The following is a 25455-nucleotide window of genomic DNA, read 5'->3' as shown; positions in this document are numbered from 1 at the left end:
TACGTCAGCTTGCTGTCGTCCGCGTCGTAGCTGGTCCGCCAGCGCACCTGGGCCTCGCCGGGCTTCACGCTGTCGGCGCTCGCGACCGGGGTGGTGGGGGCGCCGCGGTCACCGGTGGACGCGAAACGGGTCAGGGCCTGCTGCTCGACGCCGTTGACGGTGGTGAACTCACCGCCGACCCACATGTACTTCGTGTCGCCCTTCTCCGCCACGGCCATCACGCGCGGGCCGACGCCCTCTCCGATGCCGCCGTTGACGGCGGGGAACCAGCCGAGCTTTCGCGGGCCGCGGACGAAGCCGTCGACCGGAGCCGGGGCGGCACCGTCCTGGTGCGCGGTGGGCTGCGCCATCAGGTAGCGGCGCTTGCCCTCCTCCGGGAACTCCATCTCGGTGGAGCAGTTGTGCGCGTGCGAGGAGCTGTAGAGCACGCCGTCGTACGGCAGGACCTGCTGGGTGGCGCCGAGGCAGCGGTCGCGCCACTTCTCCTTGAAGTCGCTCAGGTCGAAGCCGGTGCGGCCGTCGAACACGCCGCCGCCGTTGCCCTGGTTGCCGGTGTAGAAGCCGTTGGCGTCAGTGGCGATGTCCATGACCACCGAGAGGGGGTGGAACGTGCTCCCGTAGCTCTTCTTCATGGCGCCGGAGGAGGCGTCCGCCACGGCGAGGGCATGACTGCTGGTGCCGTTGACGGTGAAGAAGTCGCCGCCGAGCAGTACGTTCTTGCCGTCGGGCGTGAGCTCGATCGCCCGGCCCGGCTCGTCGGCGTTGGCGGTGAAGGGCTTCACCGCGCCCGTGGCGGCGTCGACCGCGGCGAACTTCTGGCGGGGCTGGCCCTGGACGGTGTTGAAGTCACCGGCCGCGTACAGGGTGTCGCCGGTGAGGGCGAGTCCGCGTACGGTGGCCGCGAAGCCCGGGCGGAAGGCCGGCTTCGGAGTGCACCCGGCGATGTCGACCGCGGCGACGTTGGACACCGGTACGCCGTTGACGGCGCCGAAGGAGCCGCCCGCGTAGAGGGTCTTCTTGTCCTTCGAGACGGCCAGCGTCCGCACGGTCGCCGTGCCCTCGCCGATGGTGAACGCCAGCTTGCAGGAGGTGGGGTTGCCCGTCGCTGCGTCGAGGGCGACGAAGTTCACCGCCTCCCGCTCGGCGCCGGAACCGCCGGCGGGCGGGCGGACCGCCGAGAAGGTGCCCCCGGCGAAGACGGTGCCGTTCGCCTGCGCCATCGCCCAGACGATCCCGTTGGTCTGCCAGGTCGGCAGGTTGTCGGCCGTGAACGCCACCGGCGGGGTGATGGCGGACGCCTGGGGCATCAGCACCAGGCCCAACCCCGTTCCGGTACCGGCCAGTGACAGGACGAGGGCGGCGGTCAGCCTTCTGGATCTACGCATGAGCCCCCCAGGGCTGTTCGCTCAGCTCGACGGCCAAGGTCGGAGGAGTGGGGTGCCGAAAGCCTGCCAGACCGCCGGGACAAGGAATTCGGACAAACGGGAACGGACCCCCAGATGCCTGAACGTTACCTTCCGGCAGGAAATGATGATCCGTCAAGTCGCTTGTGGAGCGGAGTAGTTGGCTGTATCGGATACGCTCCGCGTGGACCCGTGGTGTGGTCTCGTTATGAAGTTGAGATACAACACGAGGCCCCTCGCGCGCTATTGACGACGATTCAGCCACGCGGCCGCCGGATCGACACGGCGTGAGTTCGCCTTGTTACGCCTGGTGATGCGTGTGCACCATCTCGCTTCCTGGTGCGAAGCGGCTTGCCCGTCTGCCCTGTGAAGCGGTCGGGTGATGCGGTGTTTTGCGCCATCAACTGCCGTGTTTTGTATGGCTTCTGACAATAACCAAGCTGTCACCGCAAGGCAATGTGATAGTAAAGTGCAAGTTGCGGCTGCGAACCATGCTGTGCCGCAGCAGGGTGCGGCACATGCCCGAGGACGGGGTTCCGACGTGTCCCCGGCGCGCCCACCCACACCTCTCGACCGACCCGACCCGACCACACCGCGCCCCGGCGGAAGCCGCGCAGGCGCAGGAGGCAGGCCATCATGAAGTCATTGATCGACAACGCGCGCTCCTTCTCGGCCACCCACGTGGCCGACCCCCGGCACGCCGAGCACTTCCAGGCCCTGGAGGCAGGGCAGTGCCCGGAAGCGCTGTTCATCACCTGCTCCGACTCGCGCGTCGTACCGGCCCTCATCACCGGGGCGCGCCCGGGCGAGCTCTTCGAACTGCGCACCGCCGGCAACATCGTCCCGGTCCACCCCGGCGACGGCCGCCCCACCGGGGAGGCGGCCACCATCGAATACGCCGTCCGCGTCCTCGGCGTCCGCGACGTCGTCGTCTGCGGGCACTCCCATTGCGGAGCCATCGGCGCGGTGGTCCGGGGCGAGGACCTCTCCGCCGTACCCGCGGTCCGCGACTGGCTGGACGAGGCCGTACCCCCGGACGCGCCCGTCCGCTCCCTGGCGGAGAAGTCGTCCGACGTCGCGGAGGCCGTGCAGGCCCACGCCCTCGCGCAGCTGGAGACCCTGCGCGGCTACCCCTGCGTGCGGGAAGGCGTCGAGACGGGCCGGCTGGGGCTGCACGCCTGGTACTACGAGGTCCACACCGGGTCGGTCAGAGTCCACCGGGCGCAAGCCGGCGGCCCGGCGTTCGGCGTCCTGTGAACCGGCCCGGCGCGAACGCGAAAGGGTGGTCGCCCGTGCTCGCGGCCGCCAAGGACCCCGCTGCCGTCCGGCGGGACGTGCTGGCCTCGCTCGTGGTGTTCCTCGTGGCCCTGCCGCTGTGCGTCGGCGTGGCCGTGGCCTCGGGCGTACCCGCCGAGCTCGGCCTGATCACCGGCATCGTCGGCGGCCTGGTGGTGGGCTTCCTGCCCGGGAGCGCCCTGCAGGTCAGCGGCCCGGCAGCCGGCCTGACCGTACTCGTCTTCGAGGCCGTACGGGAGTTCGGCCTCGGCATGCTCGGCGGCATCGTCCTGGCGAGCGGGCTGCTCCAGATCGGCCTCGGCCTGCTGCGGTTCGGCCGCTGGTTCCGTGCCATCTCCGTCTCCGTCGTGCACGGCATGCTGGCCGGCATCGGACTCGTGCTCGTCTTCGGACAGCTCTACACCATGGCCGGCGTCGAACAGCCGCGCTCGGGCCCGGAGAAGGTCTTCGGAACAGCCGGCCTGGCGGGGGAGATCGCCTCCGACGGCACCGTGCTGACCTCCTTCGCGGTCGGTCTGGGCACCATCGCCGTCCTCGTGGGGTGGCAGAGACTGCCCGCCAAGGTGCGGCTGGTGCCCGCCGCGCTGGCCGCCGTCGCCCTCGCCACGGCCGCCACGGCGCTCTTCGACCTGGACGTCGCCAGCGTGCGGGTACAAGGGCTCCTGGAGGCGATCCGGCCGCCCGCCATGGGCGACCTCGCCTCCCTGGGCAGCGCCGCCGTACTCGGCACGGTCCTCGGCTTCGCCCTGATCGCCTCGGCCGAATCACTGTTCAGCGCGGCCGCGGTCGACCGTATGCACGACGGGCCGCGCACGCACTACGACAAGGAACTCGTCGCCCAGGGCATCGGCAACACCGTGTGCGGCGCACTCGGCGCCCTGCCGATGACCGCCGTCATCGTCCGCAGCTCCGCCAACGTCCAGGCCGGCGCGAAGACGAGAGCCTCCCGCATCCTGCACGGACTGTGGCTGCTGATGTTCACCGCGCTCCTACCGGCGGCGATCGGCATCATCCCGCTCGCGGCCCTCGCCGGCGTACTGGTCCACGCGGGCTGCAAGCTGATCCCCGTCAAGGAGCTCGCCGTGCTGTGGCGCGGGCACCGCGGCGAGCTCGCCGTCCTCGTCACCACGGCCGTCGCCATCCTGGCGACCAGCATGTTCGAAGGCGTGGTGCTGGGGCTGGTGCTGGCGGTGGCGAAGTCGGCGTGGGAGACCTCCCACGTCCACGTCGAGACCCGCGCCCTCACCGGCGGACGGATCGTGGTGACCCTGTCCGGCAGCGCCACGTTCCTGCGCCTGCCCCGCATCCTGCAGACCCTGGAGGCGCTGCCGAAGGACAGGCCCATCGAGCTCGACCTGACGGACGTCCGGCACCTGGACCACGCCTGTCGGGCCGCGCTCGAGAACTGGGCCGCACGACACGGCGCGACCGGGACCGAACCGGTGCGGATGACCGGCTACGAGAGGACGGACGGCGCGGCCGCCACCCCGGCCCGGCTGGCCGGCTGACTCCGCTCGGCGACGCCGCCGAGCGGGACGCCGAGCGAGGGGCCGAGGGAGGGGTCGAGGGAGGGCGGCCGGCCCCCGTCGGCCCTCGGTTGCCGGCGGGTCAGGCCTTCAGGGCGCGCCCGGCCACCGCCAGCGCCGCGCGGCGGGGCGCCAGCGCCGAGGCCAGCGCGGAGAGCCGGTTGCTCAGCCCGACGACGACGCTGGGCGGGGTCGACCGGCTCTCCAGCGCCCTGCGCGCGGCGGTCACGACCTGCTCGGGCGTGGCCATCCGGCCGACGGCCGCGTCACGGCTGCCGACGACGTCGAAGAACTCGGTGCTCACGGGCCCCGGCGAGACGGCGAGGACGCGCAGCGAGGAGTCCCGCGTCTCGAACGCGACGGCCTCGGTGAAGTTCAGGACGAACGCCTTGGTCGCGCCGTACACGGCCATGGCGGGCGTGGGCTGGTACGCGGCGACACTGGCGATGTTGACCAGGGCGCCGCGGCCGTCGGAGACCAGGTCGGGCAGGAACGCCCGGGTGAGCTCCGTGACGGCCAGCACGTTCAGCCGGATCATCTCCTCCATCTGCGCGGGGTCCTGATCGGCGACGGCGCCGTGGCTGCCGAAGCCCGCGTTGTTGATCAGCGTCTGGACCGACAGGCCGCGGGCCGATATCTCGGCGCGCAGCGCGGTCGCGGCACCGGGCTGCGCCAGGTCAGCGGCGATGGCGTGGGCCTTGATGCCGTACCGGTCCTGCAGGTCGGCGGCGAGCGTCTCCAGGCGGTCGAGACGGCGGGCGGCCAGCACGAGGTCGGCGCCGCGCTCGGCCCACTGGCGGGCGAACTCGACACCGAGGCCGGCGCTCGCCCCGGTGATGAGGGCCGTGGTGTTCCTGTACGTCATGGTCATCGCGAGCTACTCCCTCTCAGGGCGGCTGGTCCATAATCGAATGTAGACAGAGTCAGCATTGTAGTCAATGACAACATTGGAAGGAGGGGCTGCCTTGGCCGACGGGTCCTACCACCACGGCAACCTCAGGGCCGCGCTGCTGGAACGGGCGGAGCACGTCCTCGTGACCTCCGGCGCCGAGGGCCTGTCCCTGCGCGCCCTCGCCCGCGAGCTCGGCGTCAGCCACGCCGCACCGTCCCGGCACTTCCGCGACCGCCGGGCCCTGCTCGACGCCCTCGCCGTCAACGGCTTCACCCGGCTGAACGACCGCCTGCGCGCCGCGGCCGCGGCCCCCGGGCCCGTACCGGCCCGGCTGGAGGCGCTGGGGCGCGCGTACGTGGACTTCGCCGTCACGCACGCGCCACTGCTGGAGTTCATGTTCGCCGTCAAGCACTCCGACGACTCCAGCGCGGAACTGCGCGAACTCGGGCACCGCAGCCTGGAGATCGCCGCCGAGCTGATCGCCGAAGGCCAGCGGGAGGGCCTCGTGCGCGCGGACGATCCGGGGCGCCTGGCCCAGGTCGCCTTCTCCACGCTGCACGGCCTGGCGACGCTGGCGGTGGCCGCCCTCCTGGAGGACACGCCGTTGTCCGAGGCGACCGACCTCACCCTCGACGTCCTGCTGCGCGGCCTCGCTGCCGCCACCGGCGACTGACCGGTACGAGGCGCCGACCCGGCGCCGCTCGGCCGCCGTGGCTAGAGTCGGGGCACCGGACCCGGAGGAGGCGAAGCGTGGCGAACGGCGGGAACCCGATCGTGATCGTGCAGACCACGGAGGACGACGAGTCGAGGGCGTACGAGCTCGCGCGCGGCGCGGTGGAGGCCCGGCTGGCCGCCGGGGCCCACGTCGACGCGCGCATGACCGCCTTCTACTGGTGGAAGGGCGAGGTGCAGCACGAGAGGGAGTACCGGATCTCCTTCCAGACCACCGAGGACCGGGTGGAACAGCTGCGGGAATGGGTGCACGCGCGCCACTCGTACGAGGTGCCGCAATGGATGGTGCTGCCGACGACCGGGGCCTCGGAGGCCTATCTGGCCTGGGTGCGGACCGAGACGCGCGGCGGCGCCTGACGCGTCGCGGCGGGGGGCGAACGCGAGAACGGGGTGCCGCGGACGCACCCCGTTCGAAAGGCGGGAGCGGCAGCCCTCACCGCAGGCCACCGCCCGGGCCGACGTCAGCCGCGGTGGCCCCCACGGTCGTCGCGGCTGTCGCGGCCACCGCGGCCACCGCGGCCACCGCGATCGTCGCGGCTGTCGCGGCCGTCACGGGCGTTGCGGGCGTGGCGGCTGTCACGGGCGTCGGGCTCATGGCGGCTGTCGCGGGCGTTGCGGTCGTTGCGACCGTCCCGGTCCTCGCGGTGCCCGCGCCCGCCCCAGGACTCGGTGTCGAGGACGTTGCCGTGGTCGTCGCGGAGGGTCGCGGAGTCCCGCTCGTCCCACACCTGGTGGCGGCGGTTCTGGTAGACGTCGCCGGGGGTGTCGCGTCCGTGGCCGGTGTGGACCCTGACACCGGAACGCCCGTCGAGGCGGAGGCGGTTGAAGCGGTAGCGGTTGCCGTCGCGGTCGGTGAGGGTGAACCCGCGCAGTTCGACGGAGTGGCGGCCGGTGTTCTCCACCTCGACCCACTCGCCGTTCAGGTCCCGGTTGCCGCGGCCGCGGCTGCTCGCGTACTGGACGTCACCGATGACGATCGAGGAGTACCGGCCACGGTGGTCGCGCCGGTCGCCCTCGTGCGCGGCGGCCGGCACTGCGGCCGCACCGACCAGGCCGCCGGCGGCCAGGACTGCGGCGAGAAGACGACGAGTGGCACAAGAAGCAGACATGGGGGGTGACTCCTTCGAAAGGCCAGCCCGCCCGGCCGACGACGGCGCGCCGGACGGACTGTCGTGCGGTTCCCGGCGTTCTGCCGAGGAGCCACACTCTGGCCCGCTCCGGACGCCGCACGGCACGCCCCGGACGCGTGTTGCCCAATGCGGACAAATCCGTAACTCTCCCTTGCAGGAGCCAACGGTCAACACCGCCTTGACGGAGCGCCGTGGCCGGGCGCGCCAACGGCCCCTCCGGGGGCCGGAGAACGGCCCGGTGCACCCGCCCGGACCTGTACCTTCCCCGCCTCCCGCACTGCGCCGAACGGGCGGCCGGCTCCGTAACGACACCGGCTCCCGGGGCAGCGAGACGGCGTCGCGGAACGAACGCGGCGAGACCTCGCGGCCGCCCGGGCTGCCGGAGGTGCCGCAGGCGCCCGAGTGGCCGTTCCCGTTGGGCCGGAGAGCTGACGCACGGGCGAGGCGGCGGCGACTCGCCGGACGGTTCCTCTCAGGATGAGATCGCTTTCAGGTCATCATCCGATCCGGTTTTCCGGGTGGCGCGAGGAGCGGTCATGGGTCCTGTCGACAGGGTGGCCAGGAGTGTCCTGGGTCCGCTGCCCGGACGGGCACGTCAACTGGCGGGCGGATGCCTGGCCGTGCTCGCCCTGACGCTGTCCGGGGTCTGCCTCCCCGTGGTGGCGGCCGCGGCGCCGGGCTCGACCAGCAGCCCCGCGGGCACGGTTCCGGTGGGCGGGGACACGTGCAAGTCCTCCGGGCCCCGGCAGGACGCCGCGGTGACGGGAGAGCGGTCGGGCCCCGATCAGAAGGCCAAGTGCACCGCCGGCCCCACCGGCCCCACCGGCCCGCGTGGGCCGAAGGGCAAGACCGGCCCCCGCGGATCGAAGGGAAAGACCGGGCCGACCGGCCCGGCGGGCGTCGCAGGCCCCTCCGGCCCGGAAGGCCGCCAGGGACCCCAGGGACCCCTGGGACAGCAAGGGCCCACGGGTGATCCCGGCCCGGTCGGCCCGGCAGGGCCGACGGGTGCGCAGGGGCCGACAGGCGCTCAGGGCCCTGAAGGCCCGCGCGGGCTGGCGGGTGTGGTGGGTCTGCAGGGCCTGACAGGTGCCCAGGGCCCGGAAGGGCCGCGCGGCCTGGTGGGTGAGACGGGTCCGGCAGGTCCGGCAGGTCCGGCCGGCCCGGACGGACCTGCGGGCCCAACGGGTGCTCAAGGCCCTCAAGGCCTCCAAGGCCCCCAGGGCGCAGTAGGCGCCCAGGGACCGGCGGGCGCGACGGGCCAGACGGGCCAGACGGGTCCGGCAGGCCCTCAGGGCGTCACCGGCCCTCAGGGCATCACGGGCCCTCAAGGCGTGGCGGGGCCGACCGGCCCGTGCAGCGCCATCGACAGCTACGCCCCTTCGGGCACGGAGGACTTCCACGCGGCTCTCAGCAGCGGTCGCGTCTACGGGGGCCGTGCTCCCAGCCTCGGTGGCGTCCCCGTATGGCAGGACCTCTCCGTCATCGACGGCTACCCCACCGACGCCCCCTGTGGCGTTTCCATCGCGGCCCAGGGCAACGACGCCTACATCAAGGTGCTCACCGTCACCGGGCGGATCTACCAGCTCCACATCACGGTCAACGGCCAGAACTTCACGCCCGACGTCGTGCAGGGCTGGATCGAGCTCACCCCGAGGCCCACCCCGGCCTTGCTACGGGAACGGTGACCGGTGGACCCCGTGGGCGTCGTCAGTGCCCCTGACGATGATGGGAGGCGTGTCCCAGCTCCCTGACCTGCACCCGGTCCGTCTGTTCCATGACGACAACGGTCCCTTCGCCCATCGCCCCGAGCTCCTCGACGAGAAGCCGTTCTGGTGGGAGCACCTCAGTGCCTGCCTGGGCGTCCGTACGCCCCGTTCCTGGCTGGGGGACCACGATCCGATCGCCGCGCAGGCGTTCCGGCGTCGGCTGTGGGACGCCGGCGACCGGCCCGCGTTCACCGTTCCGGTGGCCGACGGGCTCCGCCTGCACGTGGTCTACGAGAATGCCGCAGAGGACGTCGGCGTCGACTACGTGGTGCACCACCCCCACTGGGAGGAGGCCGAACTGCTCGCCCGTGACGGCGGCCACTGGAGGGGCCCGGGCCTGTCCTGGCGGGAGTTGGTGGCCGTGGCCGACAACGGCCTGCCCGGCGGAACCGACATCCCCGCCGACACCCGGTTGCTCCTGCTGCTCCCGGCGCTCGGCGACACCGGCGTGCCGGCGGACGCGGGCAAGCGGCTCGCCGCCTGTCTGCGGGACCGCCTCGGCGTCAGGGAGCCGGGCCGGCTGGCCGAAGCTTTGCTGCGCCGGCAGGGGATGGCCGGCCGGGTCCGGTGGCGTACGGACGCGTACGGGGTCCGGGTGGACGACGGCAGGCAGTCCCTCCGCAACCCCGGCAACTGGTACGCGCTGCCCGACTGCAGGCTCGCCCAGGTGTCCGCAGCCCTCGATCCGGAAGCTGCCGCGACGGAACGCCGAGGAGCCGGCGGCCGGAGCGGGCGCGGCCCCGAGGACTGCCGACCCGTCGGCTGCCGGGCCACGCCCCGCTCCACCGCCGACTGCCCCCGGCGCGCCGCCCAGAAGGCCCGGCTCGCCGCCCTGATGACCGACTCGCCACCGTTCTGACCCCGTTCGGAGCCGGAGCATGGAGGTTCATGCTTTGACGTTCGAACAGATGACAACTTCTGCGGCGACCCGGACGGGAAGTGCTCGGGGCCTTCGGGCCGTGCGGTGGCCCGCGCAATGGTGCGCGGACGGGCGGCTAGCTCCGGTTGATCCAGAGCTGGCCCGGAGCGCCGGTGCAGGGCATCTGGCGCACTTCGCGGCGGCTGCCGGAGGGCATGCCGGCGTCCTCCATGCACAGGCCGGTGACCCGGTTCTTGATCATCGCTCCGCCGGCCTGCCAGACGAACTCCCACTTCTGGCCCTCGGAGTACTGACACGTCCTCTGGACGACCGTGCCCCCGACGTCGAGGTTCGTCGGTTCGACGCACATGCTCGAATGCGCGGGCCGGAGGTAGGTGTAGGGCTCGCCCAGGATCGTTTCCGTCCAGAACTGCTGGTGCTGTTCGTCCTTGCAATTGAACTGCTGCACCACGGCGTACTCGCGGTAGGAGCCCGCCCGGACGTCCAGGCACTTGCCGGTGGCCACGTTGGCGTACTTGGTCCGCACCGCGGCGACCGTCGCGGCGGCCGCGGGCTCCGTCTGGGCGGTGGCGGGAGTGGCCAGGAGGGTCGCTGCCGAAATGACGGCGGCGGTGGCGGCGACGACGCCCGAACGGGCGGCTGACGAACGCAGGAATCGCATGGTCGGACCTTCTCCTCATCTCGTGGCCGCGCTGTGATTCGACAGCGCTCCCGCAGCACGCTAGTCGGCGCGGCAGAGGCATTGGGCGGACACCCGGAACATGACCGAATGGCATCCCGCGAGCATTCGGACACCGTTGTCGAAACGGCAGCCGAAATCCGTCAGGAAGACGTCACCGAAAGGAATCCACCCCCACCACAAAGGCAGCGTTCAAGCCGAAAAGAACGACCCGCCCGGAGGGAAGGCACCGGTGCTCGCGGCGAGTGGCGGCGGCTAGGTTTGCTGCCCGTGGGGGCGCACATCGACGGTGTGATCGAGGCGCGTGGGCCCGACGGCCTTTGGGAGACCGAGGCCGACCTGCTGGACTTCGACCTCGGACGGGACCGGTTCGCCTGGGAGTGCCTGTTCGGGAACGGCGGCGGACTCGGCCTGGAACGGGCGCTGTTCGATCAGCGGGGAGTTCCCGGGGATTCCTCGGAACCGGTCCCGAAGACGTGCGGCGAACTGCACCACAGCCATTCGTACGCCACCTGGGCCGAAGTCGCGGCCGTCGACTGGGACCAGCCGCTCAGAGACGGGCCCCACTGGTCGCTCGTCGGCGAATGGCGGCCCGGCCCGGACGGTGAACTCGCCCTGCACGCCGTGGTCCGGGCGTCGGACGGGATTCTCGACGCGGCGGAGCAGGCGTTCGGCGCGGACCTGATGCCGCCGGAGTGGCCGCCGGGCGGCGAAGTCCCCATGAACGGCGCCGTTTACCGGCCGGTGCTCCTCACGCCCCGGATGTTCGTTCCGCCGGAGGGCAGTTGGGGCCCGGTGTGGGCGTCGATGCGCGAACTGGCGGCCGTGCACGGGGACGAGAACGTCCGCCTGGTGGTGTGGTTCGGCTGAGCCCGCGCCTCGGCCCCCGCCCCCGCCCCCGCCCCGCCCCCGGCCCCGACCCCGGCCGGGGCCGCGGGGCCCTGAGCCGTCACCGGTCGGTGAACCGGCTGCTCGGCTCGCCACGCAGCCGGCCGTGCGGGAGCCTGCGTCCGAACGCCACCAGCAGCAGGTCCTGGGCGGCGCCGTACACGGGGGCCCCGGACCCGTACGACCAGTCCAGGTCCTCGGCGCACAGCCGTACTCCGCGGAGGTCGACACCGAAGAACCTCAGGCCGCGGGGCCCGATGTCGTCCAGCAGGACGCGCAGCCGGTCCTCGGGGACGCGCCGGTCGAGCCGGAGGGCGGTGGTGACGTCCAGCCCGTGCACCACGTCGTGGCCGAGGGCCGCCACGAACCCGCCGACCGGCGGCTTCCACGCATGGTGGGCGTTGTCCCGCAGGAAGGCGCTGAGTTCACCGACGGAATGGGCGGCCGCGTCCCTGCGGGCGACGCGGTCGGTCATGCGGTGCAGGTTCCCCCGGGCCTTGACCAGTTCGCCCAGGGTCGCCGGCAGGGAGAGCCGGAATCCCATCGACATGTGGGCGACGACCTCACGCACCCGCCACCCTCCGCACAGGCTGGGTGCGTCCCACTGATCGGCGCGGAGACCGTCGAAGAGGTCGGCCAGTTCCCGGCGCTCCGCCGCCATGGCGGCCCTCACGTCCGTCTCGGCGCGCACCCCGGACCGTCCGCCCCTGCTTCCTGCAGCGTTCGTCATGCGATCAAGCCTGCAAGCGGCTGATCCATATGTCCAATGGATGGTCGTGCTGCCATCTAGCATGATCAGTTATGGAGCTTCGCCAGCTGCGCTACTTCGTCACCGTCGTCGAGGAGGGCGGGTTCACCCGTGCCGCCTCCCGACTGCACCTGGCCCAGTCCGGTTTGAGCGCTCAGATCCGGCAGCTGGAACGGGAGCTGGGCCAGCCGTTGCTCGACCGCTCGCACCGGTCGGTGACGCTCACCGAGACGGGTCGGGCCGTCCTGCCGTACGCGCGGGCCGCGCTCGCCGCGGCGGAGGCGGTGCAGCAGACGGCCGACGCGTACTCGGGCCTGCTGCGCGGACGGGTCACCCTCGGAATGGTCTCCGGGGCCACCGGCCACGCCTTCGACATCGCCTCGTTCCTCGCCGACTTCTGCGACGCCCATCCCGCCCTGGAGATCGCCCTCACCGAGGACACCTCGGAGCGGATGCAGGCGGCACTCCTGGCCGGTGAGCTCGACGTGGCCCTCCTGGGGCCGACCGATGAAGGAACCCCGCCCGGCCTGTCCCTCCACACGGTCATCGACGCCCCCCTGGGGGTCGCCGCGGCACCCGGAGACCCGCTGTTCCGTGCCGCACCCGGCCGGACGACCGTCGAACTGGCAGCACTCCGCGACCGAGCACTGATCTGCCTGCCGCGCGGCACCGGAGTGCGCGCCGCCCTCGAACGCGCCTGCGCCCAGGCCGGATTCCGCCCCCGCGTCACCTTCGAGGCGGCATCACCCCACGTCCTGGCCCAGCTTGCGGCCCGCGGCCTGGGCGTCGCGGTGCTGCCGGCGGCCGAGGGCGGCGACCCGGCCGCCGCCGACGGTCCCCTCCGGACGCTGACCATCGTCCGCCCCGGGATCCGCGCCCGTATCGCACTCGCCTGGCGGGCCGACGGCCCCTCGAGCCCCGCGGCCCGGGTACTGCTGGACCGCCTGCGCGAGGCCCTGCCCTCGACGGGCAGCAGCCCCGGCACGGGATATCCTGCGTGACCGCAACCGATCGACGCCGAGGGGGCGGTACGACGATGCCACGGCGGACCTGGCGCTGGACGGTGGTGGTGTGGCTGCTCCTGGTGGCGGCCGGCGGCGCGGTCACGCTCTACCTGGACGACACGGCCGGCCCACCGCAGCCCCCGCCGCACTGGGAACGCGTCTCCCCTCCGAGCGATACACCCCGCCCCTGCCCCACCCCGACCGGCGAGACCCCGTCCGCCCCACGCGACTGCACCTTCTGGGAACGCAGCTAGGCCCGGTCTCTTCAGTCGCCCCACAGCGGGCCACGACAGCCGCAAGCGTTGAGGTCACTGGCGTGTCTGTGGCACGGGGCAGTGTGCGTGACGTGTGGGACGAGTGGCGCGGGAAGCACGGTGAGACCGGCTGGTGGCCCTACGTCAGCCTGATGTCACCGGACGGCGCGGCCAGAGCCAGTCTCCACGACGGCGTCGACGCCGGGCGCCGGAGAACGTGACGGCCGAGGTGGCGTGCCAGGACCACGACGCACGCGCGGCGTCCGTCGTGGGCGGTTTGGTCGCTGTGGTGGGACTGAGCGACGCCTACACCTCGGCGTCGACGGCCGGTGGGCGGCCGCCGGCGCGTACTCGCCGCGGACGGTGACCCACCCGCTCGGACGGCTGAGGAAGGACGGCACGGATCCCGCGCCTGCCCGGCCTGGGGCGACGCGGAAGGTCAGGGCTCGCGCATCGCTGTCGTCGGTGAGGTGCCCTGGCGCGTGCCCGCGCTCAGCCGTTGAAGCCGCTGCACTGGGTCATCTCGCCGCCCTGTCGGACGCTGTAGTGCGCGGGCGGCACGTTCATGATCTGGAAGCCGCCGTCCTGCGGGATCTCGACCGTCCCGCCGAAGCCGGCCGATCCGTACACGTACGCAGGGCCCGGGGTGAAGCCGCCGCCGGAGAGGTGCACCTTGCCGTTCTCGAGGAGGCCCGAGACGGAGCAGGTCGCAGCCGGAACGGCGGCCGGCCCGGCCTGGGGAACCGCTGCGAGGGCCGTGGGAGCCGCGAGGAGCGAGGCAGCCGCGAGGGAGCTGAGGACGAGGAGGCGTGCGTGCCGGTACATGGTTCTTCCTCTCCGGGAGGAATCGGGAAGCCGCGGCCGCGCGCTCGGCGCCCGGGCAGACCGCGTCGGCCGCCGTCCGCGCGCGTCCGGAACGGCCATCGGGCCGGCGAACGGAAGCGGCCCTTCCCATCGTCACCCCGCCCGTGCCCGGGTGCGACCGGGAGCGGGCGGGGCGCGCCGCCCCTCGACGAGGCAGGGACCGGCAACGGAACACCCGCGTGCAAGCTGACGGAGCGCCTAGTTCCGCCGTGGCGGTCGTTCCGCGATGATGAGCGGCCGTCACCCCCGGCGGAAAGGAACGGAACATGGCCTCGCTGTGGTCAGTGCAGGGCGTACTCCGTCGTAAACCGATCGAGCACATCGAGGAGCCCGAAGGCGCACCCAGCGAGCAGCTCACCCGCACCCTCGGCCTGTGGCAGCTCACCGCGATCGGCGTCGGCGGCATCATCGGCGCGGGCATCTTCACGCTCGCCGGGACGGTCGCCAACGGCGTCGCGGGACCGGCCGTGCTCGTCTCCTTCCTCATCGCCGGTGTGGCCAGCGCCGCGGCGGCGTTCTCCTACGCGGAGTTCGCGGGCATGATCCCGAAGGCCGGTTCCGCCTACACCTACGGGTACGCCGTCCTCGGCGAGCTGGCCGGCTGGTTCATCGGCTGGGACCTGCTGCTCGAATACACGGCCATCGTCGCGGTGGTCGCCATCGGCATCTCCGGGTACTTCAACTTCCTCCTGGAGGACACGGGCAACGCCCTGCCCACCTGGATGCTCGGCGCCCCGGGAACCGGCGAGGGACATCGCTTCGACCTCATCGCGGCGGTCCTGTGCCTGTTCACGGCCTACCTGCTCAACCGGGGCATGAAGAGCGCGGCACGCTTCGAGACGGTGGTGGTCGCCATCAAGGTGCTCGTCGTGGTGCTGGTCATCGTCGTCGGCTTCTTCCACATCAACACCGACAACTACACGCCGTTCTTCCCCTTCGGGGTCGGGGGCGCCATCACCGGCGCGGCCACGGTCTTCTTCGCGGTCTTCGGCTATGACGCGATGAGCACGGCGGCGGAGGAGTCCAAGGACGCCCAGCGGCACATGCCCAAGGCGATCCTCTACTCGCTCGCCATCTCCATGGTGCTGTACGTGCTCGCCTGCCTGGTCCTCACCGGCATGCAGAGCTACACGGAGATCGACCCGGAAAGCGGCTTCTCCACCGCCTTCAAGGCGGTCGGACTGCCGGTGATCGCGGACTTCATCGCGGTCGGGGCGATCATCGGCATCCTCACGGTGATGTTCACGTTCATGCTCGGCGTGACGCGCGTGTGGTTCTCCATGAGCCGTGACGGACTGATGCCGCACTGGTTCGCCAAGACCCACCCGACCCGGCACGTCCCGACCCGCGTCACCTGGATCGTCGGTGTCGCGTCCGCGGCCATCGCGGGCTTCGTGCCGATCGGCGAGGCGGCGGAGCTCACCAACATCGGGATCCTGCTCGCCTTCGCCGTCGTGTGCACCGCGGTCATCGTGCTCCGCTACCGGCGGCCCGAACTGCCCCGGGCCTTCCACACGCCGCTCATGCCCTTCACCCCGGCGGTCGGTGTCGTCGCGTCGATCTGGCTCATCACCTACCTGCGGGTGGAGACGTGGATCCGCTTCGTCGTCTGGTTCCTGATCGGCCTGGTCATCTACTTCGGCTACTCCTACGGGCACTCCAAGCTGGCCGGGCGGGGCCCGGACACGCCCGTGGGCGGGGGCCCGTCGGCGTAGCCCGCTGCCCGCTGCCCGCTGCCCGCGGGCCGAGCACGGCCGGCCCGCGGCGCGCCGCAGCAGCCGTACTTCGGGGTGGCTCACCACGAGATCGCCGCGGCCGTACTCCACCCGTGGCGGGTCCGGGCGAGGGGCGGGCCGGCGGGTCGCGTCGGCCCGGGGTGCGGAGGGCTGGCGGTGGTGGCGTCGGCGGCACCACATCGGCATGCCGAACCACAGCCAGATCACGCCGCCGAGGATCCGGGTGCCGGAGCCGCAGGCGTCGCCCTGTCGTACTCCGCCTGAAGTCTCGGTGAACGGAGGCGCGGGGTTTCCTCGCCGCCGGTTCGCCCGTGAGCGCGCGCCTGGCTGTACATCGTCAACTCGATGCCCGTGCCGCCTTACGACCCCGGTCGTTCGCCGCCCTGCCCGCGGCGGCGGGCCGCCGCCGCGATCAAGCCCCCGGCCGGTCCCCCTGCCGCCGCACCATCTCGGCGATCCAGACCGGCGCGAAGGGCGAGGTGCAGCCCGGGGAGGTCGGGTAGTCCTTGAGCACCTCCAGGCGCTCGCCGATGTCGACGGCGCGGGCGCGGTACTCGGCGTGCTCGATCCCGATCTGGGCCAGGCAGTGGTTCATCGCCCACTGCAGTCGGTCCGGGGCGTCCTTCATCTCCGCCTCGATGATGTCGAGCAGCCCTGCGAGATCGAGGCCCTCGGGCTTCTTCGCCACCCGCTCGGTCGTCAGCGCCCAGCCGGCGCTCGCGACCACCGGATCCGGGTCGGCGAACCAGGTCGGACGCAGTTCTTCGGCGTGCGGGCTCTTCTTCACCACGTAGTTCACGAGCCAGTCGTGGACCTTGGGCGTGCGCGCCGTGCGCAGCATGGCGTCCAGCTCGTCACGCTCGAACGCCTTCGGGCGGCAGATCAGGATCGCCAGCAGTCCGGCCGCGGTGTCGTCCGTCTCCCAGAGCTGGCGCGCGAGCTCCTGCTGCGTCTTCAGGCGCTTCGCGAGCGCACGCAGCTTGCCGAGGTTCACTCCGTGGTCGTCGCCGTGCCTCTCGTTCACCGCGCGTGTCTTCGGGTCCTCGAGCGCGGCCAGTTCGGCCATCACCTCGGCCAGGGTCGTTTCGGCCACCTCGGTCTCCCTTCCGTCGCGCGGAACTCAGCCTACGACGGGCGCCGGCCCCGTCCGTGCCGTACGGGGCCGGCGCCCTTCCTCAGCCCGGGTACGACTGGAGCTCCCACAGGGTGCCCCCGGGGGTGCGGACGTGGGCCGTGCGCAGGCCCGGCCCCCAGGCGGGGCGGTCCTGGGGCTCGGCCACCGGTTCGGCGCCGTGGTCCAGGCAGAACGCGTAGCCCGCGTCCACGTCGGTGACCCGGCTGACCAGCATGGACGGGTCGCCGGCGGTCGCGCTGAGCGGCAGGTCGGCGGGCATGGCGGCACGGTCGAAGAGGGCGAGGACTCCCTGCCCGTCGACGTCCCAGCCCGCGTACGGGCCCTGTTTGCCGCCGCGGGTCCGGCTGGCGCCGAGGAGGGCGGGCAGGGTGGTGTCGTAGAAGTCGAAGGCCGCGTCGAAACGGTCCACGAGCAGCCGCGGGTGCAGGGCGTCCATGGGGGTCCCCTCCAAATCAGTAGGTGTGCACCTATGTTTGGTCGCAGCCTACAATCACCTCCATGCACGACTCCCCGGCCCACCCGGCGCACCCGGCGCACTCGACCCCCGGCCTCGCCGCGTTCACCCCGTACCTGCTCTCCAAGGTCGGCAGGACCGCCCGCGCGCGGGTCGGTGACCGGCTCGCCGCCCGGGGCCTGCGGATGTGGCACATGGCCGTGCTGTCCTCCCTCGCCGCGGACGGCCCGCAACCCCAGCGCGACCTCGCGACCCGGCTCGCCGTCCACCCCAGTGACATGGCCAAGGTCCTGGACGAGCTGACCCGTGCCGGCTGGGTCGACCGCGAGCGCGACTCCGCCGACCGCCGCCGGATCACGGCCACCCTCACCGCCGCCGGCCGCACGGCCCTCGCCGAGCTCGAAGCCGAGGTGGCGGCCGTGCAGGACGCACTGCTCGCCCCGCTCGACGCCGACGAGCGGAACACCCTGCACCGGCTCCTGCTGCGACTGCACACGGCGACCGGATGAGCCGCCCGACGCCCGCGCCGGTTCAGACGACCGGCTCGCCGATGCCCAACAGGTTGCCCTCGCTGTCACGGAACCAGGCGGCGCGTTCGCCCCGGGCCCCCTTGCTCGGGTAGTTCCCGTCGATCTCGGCGATCCCGTTCCTCGTGCGGAACCCGGGCACGTCGACGTCCTCGAACACCACCCCGCGCTGCCGGAGCTCCGCCACGACCGCCTCGACGTCGTCGACCTGCCACCCCATCTGGGTGAACGTGCCGGGCGAGGCCCCCGTCGACGCGAACACCGCGAACTCCGTTTCACCGCACCGGTACAGCAGCCCGCCGGGCCGTTCGTCGACGGGCTCCAGCCCGAGCTGCTCGGCGTAGAAGCGCCGCGCCCGTTCGAGGTCCCGGGCGGGCAGCCTGGTCGCCACACGGCCCCGGGCCAGGAGGTTGCCGCTCTCTGCGTTCATGCCCCCACTGTGCCGACCTGGGACGCCCGAAAGACGCGACGACAGGCGGGTGCCACCGCGAAGGAGCAACGACACCCGCCCGGCGCAGGGTCAGGAACCGGAGCCGACCGCGGTCCGGCGGGCCTGGAAGAGCCCCCAGCGCAGCAGCCGGCGCCGGGTGATGTCCGTCCACAGGGGCAGGTTCGCGAGCAGGTCGTCCAGGTAGGGCCGGCTGATGACGTCCTGCAGCTCGGGGGCGCGGCGGCGCACTTCCTCCTCGAGGCGCGCGTAGTGGGTGGCGATCTCCTCCGTGTGATCGTCGAAGTCGGCTGCGAGGCCGAGCCCGGACAGGTGGTCCAGGTAGAACGACGGGGTCGCCAGCGTCTGCACACCCAGGCGGGACAGCGCCGGGCGCACGTCCTGCGGCGCCGTGGTATCGGCCGCCATGACGTCCGAGAAGACCAGCGCCCCGCCCGGCTTCAGCATGCGTACCGCCTCGCCGAGCGCGCCGTCCCGGTCTTCGACGTGGCACAGGACCTCCAGCGACCACACCACGTCGAAGCGTTCCGCTTCGAAGGGCAGTCGGTTGAGGGAGCCGGTGACCACCTCGATCAGCCCGTCCAGCCCCTGTCGGGCGTTGGCCGCGCGGTGCCGCCGGTTGTGCCCCTCGCTGAGGTCCAGGGCCACCACCCGGCAGCCGAACCGTTCGGCGAGCGCGCGGGCCGAGCCGCCGTATCCCGAGCCGAGGTCGAGGACCGTCGCGTCCGGACCGAGCAGGTCGGCGACCCCGTCCGCGGCGCGCTGCACCGTGCGGTGCGAGGCGTCCGCGATCGCCTCCTGCGGGTGGGCGTACATGCCGACGTGGATGTCCTCACCGCCCCAGACGGCGTCGTAGAAGGCGTCGACGTCGCTGGTCTCGTAGTAGCGGCGGGTCCAGTCCTCGTGCTCCGCTGACGTGCTGCTGCCGTGCTCGGCGTGATCAACCATGGTGGGTCATTTCCCCACGTCGACGTGTTCGACGCACCCCGGTCCGGCCGTCACCCGCGGCAGCGTACGGGGCACACCGCGCACGAAGGGACGGGGCCGGGGTCAGGAGCCCGGACGGACCGGGCGGGGTCGGTCCGTCCGGGAAGGTGATCAGGCCAGCGGGCGGCAGAGCAGCGCGTCCGGGACGCCGCCGTGCATCCACTTCCAGGTGTAGGCGACGCCGGCGAGGTACTCGCCGTCGGCGCACTGGCCCTTGTAGTAGCCGGGCGCCCAGTCGCTGGCGGCGGACCCCCCGGTGGCGGGCCGGTTGTCGCCGTGGTCGAACCAGACGACGCGGCCGGTGCCGGGTAGCGGCGCGGCGGCGGGTGCGCACAGCAGGGCCGACATGGCGTTGCGGTTGACGCTGTAGCCGACCGCGTAGGAGTCCTTCGGGCATGCGAGCTTGTTGTAGCCGCTCGCCCAGTCGCCGCCGGTGACGTAGCGCTCGTCGGTGACGTTCACCCAGGGCCCGGCCCCGGTGGCGGGCCGGCCGGCGTCGGTGCACAGGCCGCGGCTGTCACTGCGGCCGAGGCCGACCAGGCGCTGCCCGTCGGGGCAGTTGCCCTTGCGGTTGCCCGGACTCCAGTCGCCCTGCGCGAGCATCCGCGCGGAGACGTTCTGGTCGGCGAAGTCGAGGTCGAGCATGTTCCAGCGGGTGGTCTCGGATACGGGACCGGAGCGGGAGGGGGCGTTCACGAGCTTGTTCCAGTCGGCGGCGCGCCAGTCGCCGGGGCCGTCGAGACCGAGCTCGTTGCCGGCCCGGTCGTAGGAGAGGGCGGCCCAGTCGTCCTGCGGCGCGCCGTCGGGACCCGTCCAGCCGACCAGCGGCCACAGGGCGAAGTCCGTGTCGTTGCGGACCAGGACGTCGGTGAACGCCGCGAACCAGGTCTTCTCCTGCGCGTTGGTGGAGCCGCGGCCCGCGGCACCGAACTCGCTGATCCACACGGGTGCGGTGAAGTGCTGCCCGGCCCGGGTGACGAACAGCGCCTGCTCGTCGACGACCTGGGCGAGTCGCTCGGGGGTGAAGTCCTGGTACCGCGGGTCGTCGGTGGCGCCCCATCCGCTGCCGGCCCCGGTGTTGGCGGGACCGGTGTAGCCGTAGAAGTGGGCGGCGTAGACGAGCTTGTCCGACCGGATGAGGGTGTTGGACAGGGTGGCGACCGGGGTGAGCAGCGGGCGGCCGTGGCTGAAGAGGGCCGCGGGGATGCCGTACCAGTTGATGCCCTCCATGACGACGAGCATGTCGGGTGCGGCCTGGAGGATGCGGTTCCCGGCGTTCTCGAAGGCGTTGTAGGCGTCGTGTTCGTTGCCCCAGCCCCAGTTGGGGTCGTTCCAGGTGTCGCGGCGGATCTCGTTGCGCAGGTCGGCACCCACCACGCGCTTGTTGGCCTTGTAGCGGTTCACGAGGAACAGCCAGTTCTCCTCCCACTGCCGGGTCGACTGGCCGCTGTTCCAGCGCTCGTTGCCGTCCAGGCCGCAGCAGAACCGGTAGCTGGTGGTGTGGTTGTTGAGGATGACGGCGAACCCGTCGGCGGTCAGGGCCTCCACGACCGCGTCGAAGACCTGGAGCGGGGTCCTGCCCTTCAACTGGGGGTTGGCGGCCACGGCGGCGTCCGAAACGGGAGTGCTGTCGTGGACCAGCGCGTCGGCGTAGGGCAGCCGGATGCTGTTGAGCCCGAGGCGGTGGAAACCGGCGAGGATCTTCGCCATCGGCGCCCGGTCCAGGCCGAGGGGGATGTTGTACGACATCTGGTCGGCCTGGTGGTTCGCGGGGTCGTTGACATCCCCGCTCCCTTCCCAGGTCCCCTGGGCTCCGGCCCAGTTGCCCGACTTCAGCTTGAAGCGGTTGCCGGAGGCGTCGACGACGTACCGGCCGCGGGTGCTGAGGGGGCCCGTCCATGATGCTGCGAGCTGGGCGCCGGTCAGCGGGGCGGCGGACTCCGCGGCGGACCCGGCCTTCGACGCGGTCGCGGTCGCGGGTGCGGCGGCCGGCGCAGACGCCGGCGCCGGCGCGGCCTGGGCGCCCGCGGCCGCGGCACCGGCGAGGAGGGACGCCGACGCAAGGGCCGCCAGCAGGGCGGGCAGTGTGCGTCCGGCCGTTCTGGCGCGGGCAGGGGAGAACAGGGCAGCTCTCATCGGTCCCTCCAAGGGTGGGGTGAGGGTGGCGGTTCGGGCGGGCCGGAGCCCCGGCCGGAGGCCGGAGGTCGGACACCTCAGCTGGACGACGGTCGCCGCCGGCGCGGGCGAGGCTCTCGTACGGGGCGCGGACCGGCACACCGACAACGTTGTCGGAACACGGCTGATCCCCATGCGCGGACGCACGTCTGCCGGACGCACTGCCCGCTCGCGCAGGGCAGCCATTCGAGGTGCATGGCGAGGGCGGGCCTTCCGGCGGGCATCGGCTACGGTCCGGGCGGGCACGCCTGGCGCACGCCCCGGTCGGGGGACGAGTCTAGGGTCCGACACCGGCCTCGGGAAGCCACGTGGCGCATCCCAACAAGCGTAATTTCAGAGGGAGTTACCGGGGAATGCGGACACGTGGGGCCTTTCACCCGGCGGGTCGGCCCCACCCCGGCCCGCCGTGGCGCGCGAAGGCGCGTGGACGGCATCGACGCCCTCGCGTGCACGAGTGCCCGCCCGGGCCCGCACCCGTACAGGAGGCCGCGGCAGTCCCCGGGCGGCACGAGCCGTCCCCGCTCAGCGTGCCGGGGCGGCCCCGGGGCGGAGGAGGGCCTGCAGCAGCGGGCGGAAGTGGGCGAAGTCCGGGGTCGGCAGCTGCGGGTCCCTCGCCGCCTCGTCCCAGCGGCGGACCGCGACGGCGTCCTGCGCACCCGGGTGGGACTCGAAGACGCGCGCCTGCTCGTCCGTCATCGGACCGCCCTGGACGTGCAGGGTGTGGACGGACGCCTCGGAGAGCAGGTCGTAGGAGGCGGGCTCGACGGTGCAGAGGTAGCGCTTCGCGGCGACGTGCAGCCGGACCGGCTCGGTCACCTCGGGGTCGAACCACTGGTCGAGCCAGTCGGCTCCGGTGTGGCTGTGCCGGATGTCGGTGCCGTGCTCCATCAGGTCGCGCCCGGTGACCGCGCCCCGGAAGTGGCCGACGCCGTGCAGCAGCGCGGCGGCGATCAGGTGCGGCGGGGCGCCGGCCGCCTCGGCGAGGGCGCCGGCCTGGAGCATGTGCTGGGCCTGGGTGACGGCCTCGCCGAGGTACTCGGCGCTGCCCTCGCCCTCGAGCAGTTCGGCGAGGACGTCGAGGGGGTGCGCGGTGGCGGCGGTCATGCGGAGGTCTTCTTCCTGCGGAGTACGGCGAGGGTGGACGCGAGCCCGTCGATGTCGGCGTGGGCGCCCTGGAGGTGGCGGTCGCCGGATTCGGAGAAGGCCGTACGGGCGTGCAGCAGCCGCGTGTTGTCGAAGACCAGGCAGTCGCCGGGGGCGAGCCGGAACTCCAGCTGGAGCCGCCTGCGGAGCAGCAGCTCGCCGAAGCGCCGGTACGCGGCGTAGAACGCGTCCAGTACCTCGGCCGGCTCGTGCAGGGTGGCGGTGGAGCGGTTGTTGAAGCGGATCTCCCGGATCCGTCCGGCGGGGTCGGTGCCGATCAGCGGCCGGTGGGCGCGCAGCTCGGTGCTGCCGTCGGCGAAGGCGAAGGGGACCGGCACGCGGGTGAGGACCTCGTACGCCTCCGGGTCCTCCTCCCGCAGCAGCGCCGCCGCGTGGAAGCCGTCGACGAGGCCGGAGTCGCCGCCCTGGGCCGCGTTGGTCAGGCAGTGCAGCAGCTGGAGCGTCGGAACCGGGTCGCGGTAGGGGGTGTCGGTGTGCGGGGTGACGCGGGCGCCGGTGAAGGCGAGGTTGCTGGGGTCGGCCTCGACGCGCACCTCGAACAGCTCCCCGTAGTTCGTCTCACGGACGAAGCCGAAGTTCTGCGCGACGTCGAGGACCTGCCGGTCGTGGACCGGGACGCCGCGGAGCAGGACGAACCGGAGCGGTGCCCGTCGGGCGCCCAGACGACCTCGCGCGCGGGCGCACCGTCCGCGGTGCGGGCGTCGTGGACGGAGTCGACCGCGAGCCCTGCGGGCAGTTCGGTGATCTGGAACAGCTTCTGGCCGTTGCGGGGATCCCGGCAGGCGGTGCAGGGGTGGTTGTCGCGCAGCCAGAGCGGCGGTGCGGACGCGGGGGAGGACATGAGCGGAGCTCCAGCTGGTACGGACGGCTTCGCCGACATCGGGGAGCTTCGCAAAGAGCGGTGACCCGGTGGTTACGCGCAGGTGGACACCGGAACGAGCCGTACCGCCGGCCGGGGGAGGCGGGCCGGCGGTACGGGACCGGGTGGACAGCGGGGGCGTGGCCGGTCCGTGGCGTCAGCCGGTGAAGGTCCACTTCTGGTTCGGGTTGCCGCTGCACCACCAGGTCTGCACCGGGGTCGCGTCGGCCGGGTCGTGGCCGCGGACGTCCACGCACTTGTCGGCCGGGACGTTCACCAGGTCCCGGGTGGTGCCGTTGTGGTCGAAGCGCTGCGCCCCGGTGCCGTTGCAGTCCCACAGCTGGACCTTGGCGCCGGGCTCCGTCGACGCCGCGTCGACGTCCAGGCACTTGCCGAGGGCCCGCACCGTGCCGTCGCCCGGCAGGGTCCAGCGCTGGGCGTCGGTGCCGTTGCAGGTGTACAGCTGGACCCGGGTGCCGTTCGCGGTCTGCGACCGGGCCACGTCCAGACACTTGCCGGCCAGGCCGACGAGGGTTCCGGTGCGGCCGCCTCCGCCGCCGTCCGAGGTGGTGACGCGGACGTGGTCGACGACGAGGTGGTTCGGGAACTGCGTCGAGCCGTCCGGGTCGCCCGGCCAGTCGCCGCCCACCGCCAGGTTGAGGATCAGGAAGAACGGCTTGTCGAACGCCCACTGGCGGCCGCCGAGGTCGGCCGGCGTGCGGCGCTGGTAGACCTGGCCGTCGACCGACCAGGTGAGCGAGCCGGGTGACCAGTCCACGGCGAAGGTGTGGAAGTCGTCGGCGAACGCCCGCCCGCCGGACAGGGTGTACGCGGCTCCGATGCCTCCCGCGCCCGAGTAGCCGGGCCCGTGGAGGGTGCCGTGCACGGTGGAGGGCTCGTAGCCGACGTTCTCCATGACGTCGATCTCACCGCTGTCCGGCCAGCCGACCTGGCCGATGTCATGGCCGAGCATCCAGAACGCCGGCCACATGCCCTGCCCGCGCGGCACCTTCATCCGCGCCTCGACGTGCCCGTACTGCTGGGTGAACCGGCCGGCGGTGTTGAGCCGGGCCGAGGTGTACTCGCACCGGCCGTACCAGCACTGGTGGTCACCGGGATTCTCGCGGCGGGCGGTGATCACCAGGTTGCCGTGGCCGTCGAGTGCGGCGTTGGCCGCGCCGGTCGTGTACCACTGCCGCTCGTGGTTGTTGACGTTGTCGCCCGTCTCGACCTGCCACCTGCGGGGGTCCACGGCGGACCCGGCCGGGCCGTCGAAGTCGTCCTCGAAGGTGACGGCTGCGGCGGCCGGCGCCGGGGCGTGCTGCCCGACGGGCTGCGGTGCGGCCGTGCTGGCCGGGCCCTGGCCGAGGGCGAGGGACAGGGCGGCGGTGGCGAGCGCCGCCAGCCGTAAGCTGCGGCTGCGCGGGGGTGTGGACATGGGGCCTCGCTTCGCGTATTGGTCCAGACCTGCCGGTGAGGGGAGTGAACCTCGCATGGCGTGTACTGGTCAAGGCCCGCTCGTGTTCGGCCCCGTCATGCGGGGCTCTCGGTCGGCTCCTCACCGGGAGCCGCCGCCGGGGTCGCCGCCGGAGAGGTCAGTGGGGCGGCGAGGTAGGCCAGCAGGCCCGCGATCTCGTGGTCGGCCTCCGCGGGGTGGCGGAACCGTGCGCCGGGGGCGATGACGTAGCGGTTGCGCCGACCGTCCCGGGTCCGCGTGAGGTACCCGTCGGTCTCCAGGTCGGTGACGATCGCCTGCACGGTGCGCTCGGTCAGGTCACAGGTCGCCGCGATGTCGCGCAGCCGGATCCCGGGGTCGCGCGCGATGGTGATCAGAACCCGGGCGTGGTTCGTCAGGAAGGTCCAGCGGCTCCGGCGGGAATCCGTGTGCTCGTTCTCCACGTGAGCATT

25 protein-coding genes and 1 pseudogene are annotated in these 25455 nt (G+C 72.6%); 11 read left to right on the top strand and 15 right to left on the bottom strand.

Features of this window, described 5'->3' with window-relative positions; all coding sequences use genetic code 11:
* Positions 1-1385: pseudogene (locus ACZ4VL_RS20370) on the bottom strand (LamG domain-containing protein); the annotation flags it as partial.
* Between the two features lie 654 nt (positions 1386-2039).
* Between ACZ4VL_RS20370 and ACZ4VL_RS20365 the strand changes: the two are divergent.
* Positions 2040-2660 carry a carbonic anhydrase gene (locus ACZ4VL_RS20365; protein WP_468201654.1) on the top strand — a complete coding sequence of 207 codons (621 nt, stop codon included), beginning with the start codon at positions 2040-2042 and terminating at the stop codon, positions 2658-2660.
* A 35-nt stretch (positions 2661-2695) separates the two neighbouring features.
* Entirely contained in the window at positions 2696-4207 is a 1512-nt protein-coding gene (locus ACZ4VL_RS20360) for a SulP family inorganic anion transporter (RefSeq protein WP_468201652.1), read from the top strand.
* Positions 4208-4307: 100 nt separating this feature from the next.
* Here the strand turns inward: ACZ4VL_RS20360 and ACZ4VL_RS20355 are convergent, their stop codons facing one another.
* Positions 4308-5096 (bottom strand): SDR family NAD(P)-dependent oxidoreductase, encoded by a 789-nt coding sequence (locus ACZ4VL_RS20355; protein ID WP_468201650.1) that lies wholly within the window; start codon positions 5094-5096, stop codon positions 4308-4310.
* Positions 5097-5190: 94 nt separating this feature from the next.
* On the opposite strand from ACZ4VL_RS20355, the gene ACZ4VL_RS20350 reads away from it, so the two are divergent.
* The gene (locus tag ACZ4VL_RS20350; protein WP_468201647.1) at positions 5191-5790 is read left to right on the top strand and encodes a TetR/AcrR family transcriptional regulator; all 600 of its coding nucleotides are present in this window, start codon (positions 5191-5193) and stop codon (positions 5788-5790) included.
* A 77-nt stretch (positions 5791-5867) separates the two neighbouring features.
* Positions 5868-6206 carry a divalent-cation tolerance protein CutA gene (cutA, locus tag ACZ4VL_RS20345; RefSeq protein WP_468201645.1) on the top strand — a complete coding sequence of 113 codons (339 nt, stop codon included), beginning with the start codon at positions 5868-5870 and terminating at the stop codon, positions 6204-6206.
* Positions 6207-6310: 104 nt separating this feature from the next.
* Here cutA and ACZ4VL_RS20340 read toward each other — a convergent pair whose 3' ends face one another.
* Positions 6311-6958 carry a lamin tail domain-containing protein gene (locus ACZ4VL_RS20340; RefSeq protein WP_468201642.1) on the bottom strand — a complete coding sequence of 216 codons (648 nt, stop codon included), beginning with the start codon at positions 6956-6958 and terminating at the stop codon, positions 6311-6313.
* Positions 6959-8310: 1352 nt separating this feature from the next.
* On the opposite strand from ACZ4VL_RS20340, the gene ACZ4VL_RS20335 reads away from it, so the two are divergent.
* Complete coding sequence (locus ACZ4VL_RS20335) at positions 8311-8664, top strand: hypothetical protein (RefSeq protein WP_468201641.1); 354 nt, start codon at positions 8311-8313, stop codon at positions 8662-8664.
* A gap of 49 nt (positions 8665-8713) precedes the next feature.
* Positions 8714-9604, top strand: a complete 891-nt coding sequence (locus ACZ4VL_RS20330; protein WP_468201638.1) for a hypothetical protein — start codon at positions 8714-8716, stop codon at positions 9602-9604.
* A 136-nt stretch (positions 9605-9740) separates the two neighbouring features.
* Here the strand turns inward: ACZ4VL_RS20330 and ACZ4VL_RS20325 are convergent, their stop codons facing one another.
* A complete protein-coding gene (locus ACZ4VL_RS20325) occupies positions 9741-10286 on the bottom strand; it encodes an RICIN domain-containing protein (RefSeq protein WP_468201636.1) in 546 nt (181 codons plus the stop codon).
* A gap of 288 nt (positions 10287-10574) precedes the next feature.
* Between ACZ4VL_RS20325 and ACZ4VL_RS20320 the strand changes: the two genes are divergently transcribed.
* Positions 10575-11174, top strand: coding sequence for a hypothetical protein (locus tag ACZ4VL_RS20320; RefSeq protein ID WP_468201633.1), 600 nt, complete (start codon positions 10575-10577; stop codon positions 11172-11174).
* A gap of 79 nt (positions 11175-11253) precedes the next feature.
* On the opposite strand, the gene ACZ4VL_RS20315 is transcribed toward ACZ4VL_RS20320, so the two are convergent.
* Positions 11254-11922 (bottom strand): maleylpyruvate isomerase family mycothiol-dependent enzyme, encoded by a 669-nt coding sequence (locus tag ACZ4VL_RS20315; protein WP_468201631.1) that lies wholly within the window; start codon positions 11920-11922, stop codon positions 11254-11256.
* A 71-nt stretch (positions 11923-11993) separates the two neighbouring features.
* Here ACZ4VL_RS20315 and ACZ4VL_RS20310 point away from each other — a divergent pair, with 71 nt between their 5' ends.
* The gene (locus tag ACZ4VL_RS20310) at positions 11994-12941 is read left to right on the top strand and encodes a LysR family transcriptional regulator (protein ID WP_468201629.1); all 948 of its coding nucleotides are present in this window, start codon (positions 11994-11996) and stop codon (positions 12939-12941) included.
* Between the two features lie 35 nt (positions 12942-12976).
* Complete coding sequence (locus ACZ4VL_RS20305; protein ID WP_468201627.1) at positions 12977-13198, top strand: hypothetical protein; 222 nt, start codon at positions 12977-12979, stop codon at positions 13196-13198.
* Positions 13199-13690: 492 nt separating this feature from the next.
* Here ACZ4VL_RS20305 and ACZ4VL_RS20300 read toward each other — a convergent pair whose 3' ends face one another.
* Positions 13691-14023 (bottom strand): hypothetical protein, encoded by a 333-nt coding sequence (locus ACZ4VL_RS20300; RefSeq protein WP_468201624.1) that lies wholly within the window; start codon positions 14021-14023, stop codon positions 13691-13693.
* A 305-nt stretch (positions 14024-14328) separates the two neighbouring features.
* Here ACZ4VL_RS20300 and ACZ4VL_RS20295 point away from each other — a divergent pair, with 305 nt between their 5' ends.
* Positions 14329-15777 carry an amino acid permease gene (locus ACZ4VL_RS20295; RefSeq protein WP_468201622.1) on the top strand — a complete coding sequence of 483 codons (1449 nt, stop codon included), beginning with the start codon at positions 14329-14331 and terminating at the stop codon, positions 15775-15777.
* Positions 15778-16210: 433 nt separating this feature from the next.
* Here ACZ4VL_RS20295 and ACZ4VL_RS20290 read toward each other — a convergent pair whose 3' ends face one another.
* Together ACZ4VL_RS20290 and ACZ4VL_RS20285 are read right to left on the bottom strand one after the other, a co-directional pair.
* Positions 16211-16864, bottom strand: a complete 654-nt coding sequence (locus ACZ4VL_RS20290; RefSeq protein WP_468201665.1) for a DNA alkylation repair protein — start codon at positions 16862-16864, stop codon at positions 16211-16213.
* A 109-nt stretch (positions 16865-16973) separates the two neighbouring features.
* The gene (locus ACZ4VL_RS20285) at positions 16974-17369 is read right to left on the bottom strand and encodes a VOC family protein (RefSeq protein WP_468201619.1); all 396 of its coding nucleotides are present in this window, start codon (positions 17367-17369) and stop codon (positions 16974-16976) included.
* 62 nt (positions 17370-17431) lie between these two features.
* Between ACZ4VL_RS20285 and ACZ4VL_RS20280 the strand changes: the two genes are divergently transcribed.
* Positions 17432-17896: a MarR family winged helix-turn-helix transcriptional regulator gene (locus tag ACZ4VL_RS20280; RefSeq protein ID WP_468201617.1), complete on the top strand. Its 465-nt coding sequence runs from the start codon at positions 17432-17434 to the stop codon at positions 17894-17896.
* Positions 17897-17918: 22 nt separating this feature from the next.
* Here ACZ4VL_RS20280 and ACZ4VL_RS20275 read toward each other — a convergent pair whose 3' ends face one another.
* From ACZ4VL_RS20275 to ACZ4VL_RS20245, 7 genes are all read right to left on the bottom strand, one after another.
* Positions 17919-18344 carry a VOC family protein gene (locus ACZ4VL_RS20275; protein ID WP_468201614.1) on the bottom strand — a complete coding sequence of 142 codons (426 nt, stop codon included), beginning with the start codon at positions 18342-18344 and terminating at the stop codon, positions 17919-17921.
* A 90-nt stretch (positions 18345-18434) separates the two neighbouring features.
* Positions 18435-19310 (bottom strand): SAM-dependent methyltransferase, encoded by an 876-nt coding sequence (locus ACZ4VL_RS20270; RefSeq protein ID WP_468201611.1) that lies wholly within the window; start codon positions 19308-19310, stop codon positions 18435-18437.
* 150 nt (positions 19311-19460) lie between these two features.
* On the bottom strand, positions 19461-21485 hold the full coding sequence (locus tag ACZ4VL_RS20265; RefSeq protein ID WP_468201609.1) for a glycoside hydrolase family 5 protein: 2025 nt from the start codon (positions 21483-21485) through the stop codon (positions 19461-19463).
* Between the two features lie 561 nt (positions 21486-22046).
* On the bottom strand, positions 22047-22628 hold the full coding sequence (locus ACZ4VL_RS20260; RefSeq protein WP_468201606.1) for an HD domain-containing protein: 582 nt from the start codon (positions 22626-22628) through the stop codon (positions 22047-22049).
* The gene (locus ACZ4VL_RS20255; protein ID WP_468201664.1) at positions 22625-23317 is read right to left on the bottom strand and encodes a TauD/TfdA family dioxygenase; all 693 of its coding nucleotides are present in this window, start codon (positions 23315-23317) and stop codon (positions 22625-22627) included. Before ACZ4VL_RS20255 ends, ACZ4VL_RS20260 begins: the two co-directional genes overlap by 4 nt.
* A gap of 387 nt (positions 23318-23704) precedes the next feature.
* A complete protein-coding gene (locus tag ACZ4VL_RS20250) occupies positions 23705-24985 on the bottom strand; it encodes a ricin-type beta-trefoil lectin domain protein (RefSeq protein WP_468201603.1) in 1281 nt (426 codons plus the stop codon).
* Between the two features lie 95 nt (positions 24986-25080).
* The gene (locus ACZ4VL_RS20245) at positions 25081-25446 is read right to left on the bottom strand and encodes a helix-turn-helix transcriptional regulator (RefSeq protein WP_468201601.1); all 366 of its coding nucleotides are present in this window, start codon (positions 25444-25446) and stop codon (positions 25081-25083) included.
* Between the last annotated feature and the right edge of the window lie 9 nt (positions 25447-25455).

The organism is Streptomyces sp. NPDC029014, from assembly GCF_055564695.1.
Note: the sequence above shows the minus strand (reverse complement) of the source record. Positions and strands in the feature narration are given on the sequence as shown.

What these genes read in the sequence shown, in the direction of transcription:
- ACZ4VL_RS20355 (WP_468201650.1), bottom strand. Translation starts at nt 5,096, where the DNA reads ATGACCATGACGTACAGGAACACCACGGCCCTCATCACCGGGGCGAGC.
- ACZ4VL_RS20280 (WP_468201617.1), top strand. Translation starts at nt 17,432, where the DNA reads ATGCACGACTCCCCGGCCCACCCGGCGCACCCGGCGCACTCGACCCCC.
- ACZ4VL_RS20260 (WP_468201606.1), bottom strand. Translation starts at nt 22,628, where the DNA reads ATGACCGCCGCCACCGCGCACCCCCTCGACGTCCTCGCCGAACTGCTC.
- ACZ4VL_RS20295 (WP_468201622.1), top strand. Translation starts at nt 14,329, where the DNA reads ATGGCCTCGCTGTGGTCAGTGCAGGGCGTACTCCGTCGTAAACCGATC.
- ACZ4VL_RS20290 (WP_468201665.1), bottom strand. Translation starts at nt 16,864, where the DNA reads ATGGCCGAACTGGCCGCGCTCGAGGACCCGAAGACACGCGCGGTGAAC.
- ACZ4VL_RS20305 (WP_468201627.1), top strand. Translation starts at nt 12,977, where the DNA reads ATGCCACGGCGGACCTGGCGCTGGACGGTGGTGGTGTGGCTGCTCCTG.
- ACZ4VL_RS20325 (WP_468201636.1), bottom strand. Translation starts at nt 10,286, where the DNA reads ATGCGATTCCTGCGTTCGTCAGCCGCCCGTTCGGGCGTCGTCGCCGCC.
- ACZ4VL_RS20365 (WP_468201654.1), top strand. Translation starts at nt 2,040, where the DNA reads ATGAAGTCATTGATCGACAACGCGCGCTCCTTCTCGGCCACCCACGTG.
- ACZ4VL_RS20315 (WP_468201631.1), bottom strand. Translation starts at nt 11,922, where the DNA reads ATGACGAACGCTGCAGGAAGCAGGGGCGGACGGTCCGGGGTGCGCGCC.
- ACZ4VL_RS20250 (WP_468201603.1), bottom strand. Translation starts at nt 24,985, where the DNA reads ATGTCCACACCCCCGCGCAGCCGCAGCTTACGGCTGGCGGCGCTCGCC.
- ACZ4VL_RS20275 (WP_468201614.1), bottom strand. Translation starts at nt 18,344, where the DNA reads ATGAACGCAGAGAGCGGCAACCTCCTGGCCCGGGGCCGTGTGGCGACC.
- ACZ4VL_RS20340 (WP_468201642.1), bottom strand. Translation starts at nt 6,958, where the DNA reads ATGTCTGCTTCTTGTGCCACTCGTCGTCTTCTCGCCGCAGTCCTGGCC.
- ACZ4VL_RS20270 (WP_468201611.1), bottom strand. Translation starts at nt 19,310, where the DNA reads ATGGTTGATCACGCCGAGCACGGCAGCAGCACGTCAGCGGAGCACGAG.
- ACZ4VL_RS20285 (WP_468201619.1), bottom strand. Translation starts at nt 17,369, where the DNA reads ATGGACGCCCTGCACCCGCGGCTGCTCGTGGACCGTTTCGACGCGGCC.
- ACZ4VL_RS20265 (WP_468201609.1), bottom strand. Translation starts at nt 21,485, where the DNA reads ATGAGAGCTGCCCTGTTCTCCCCTGCCCGCGCCAGAACGGCCGGACGC.
- ACZ4VL_RS20310 (WP_468201629.1), top strand. Translation starts at nt 11,994, where the DNA reads ATGGAGCTTCGCCAGCTGCGCTACTTCGTCACCGTCGTCGAGGAGGGC.
- ACZ4VL_RS20300 (WP_468201624.1), bottom strand. Translation starts at nt 14,023, where the DNA reads ATGTACCGGCACGCACGCCTCCTCGTCCTCAGCTCCCTCGCGGCTGCC.